At 48.3% G+C, this 834-nt stretch carries 8 tRNA genes; all 8 read right to left on the bottom strand.

Annotated features, from left to right (window positions below):
• Positions 1-26: 26 nt before the first annotated feature.
• The 8 genes from RV14_RS11695 to RV14_RS11660 all read right to left on the bottom strand — a co-directional run bounded on the left by RV14_RS11695 (position 27) and on the right by RV14_RS11660 (position 754).
• A tRNA-Trp gene (locus RV14_RS11695) sits at positions 27-100 on the bottom strand.
• A gap of 8 nt (positions 101-108) precedes the next feature.
• Positions 109-189: transfer RNA gene (locus RV14_RS11690), tRNA-Tyr, on the bottom strand.
• 1 nt (position 190) lies between these two features.
• Positions 191-266 (bottom strand) — tRNA-Phe (locus RV14_RS11685).
• 35 nt (positions 267-301) lie between these two features.
• Positions 302-374, bottom strand: a tRNA-Asp gene (locus RV14_RS11680).
• A gap of 8 nt (positions 375-382) precedes the next feature.
• Positions 383-455: transfer RNA gene (locus RV14_RS11675), tRNA-Val, on the bottom strand.
• 15 nt (positions 456-470) lie between these two features.
• Positions 471-542 (bottom strand) — tRNA-Glu (locus RV14_RS11670).
• 10 nt (positions 543-552) lie between these two features.
• Positions 553-640: transfer RNA gene (locus tag RV14_RS11665), tRNA-Ser, on the bottom strand.
• 40 nt (positions 641-680) lie between these two features.
• Positions 681-754 (bottom strand) — tRNA-Asn (locus RV14_RS11660).
• Between the last annotated feature and the right edge of the window lie 80 nt (positions 755-834).

Here is an 834-nt window from a genome sequence, read left to right as displayed (position 1 = left end):
CGTTAACCACTTCGCCACATTCGCCATGGCAGGGGCAGCAGGAATTGAACCCACACTAACGGTTTTGGAGACCGCTGTTCTACCTTTAAACTATGCCCCTGTAAAATATGGAGGAGAGTGGATTTGAACCACTGAACCCTAAGGAACGGATTTACAGTCCGTCGCGTTTAGCCACTTCGCTACTCCTCCATGGTGGCGCGGGACAGAATCGAACTGCCGACACACGGAGCTTCAATCCGTTGCTCTACCAACTGAGCTACCGCGCCAAAATTAAAATACATTAATTGAAAATGAATGATGACGGTTCCGACGGGAATCGAACCCGCGATCTCCTGCGTGACAGGCAGGCATGTTAACCCCTACACCACGGAACCAATTCATATGGAGGTTAACGGGATCGAACCGCTGACCCTCTGCTTGTAAGGCAGATGCTCTCCCAGCTGAGCTAAACCTCCAAATTTTTCAATTAATGACCCGTACGGGAATCGAACCCGTGTTACCGCCGTGAAAGGGCGGTGTCTTAACCGCTTGACCAACGGGCCAGGAATAATACGGAGAGTAAGGGATTCGAACCCTTGAGACAGTATAACCATCTACATGATTTCCAATCATGCTCCTTCGGCCTCTCGGACAACTCTCCAGAGTGAAAGAAGCTCAATACTCTTTCTCAAAAATGAGAACTCCGGCAGTAGGACTCGAACCTACGACATCATGATTAACAGTCATGCGCTACTACCAACTGAGCTATGCCGGAATAATTTTCTAAAAAAACACACATATGAAAACCTTAGGCGTTTCATTAGAAACTGCGTGGCAACGTCCTACTCTCACAAG

Origin of the sequence: Enterococcus ratti (assembly GCF_001886195.1) — a bacterium.
Taxonomy (GTDB): Bacteria; Bacillota; Bacilli; order Lactobacillales; family Enterococcaceae; genus Enterococcus_B; species Enterococcus_B ratti.
Note: the sequence above shows the minus strand (reverse complement) of the source record. Positions and strands in the feature narration are given on the sequence as shown.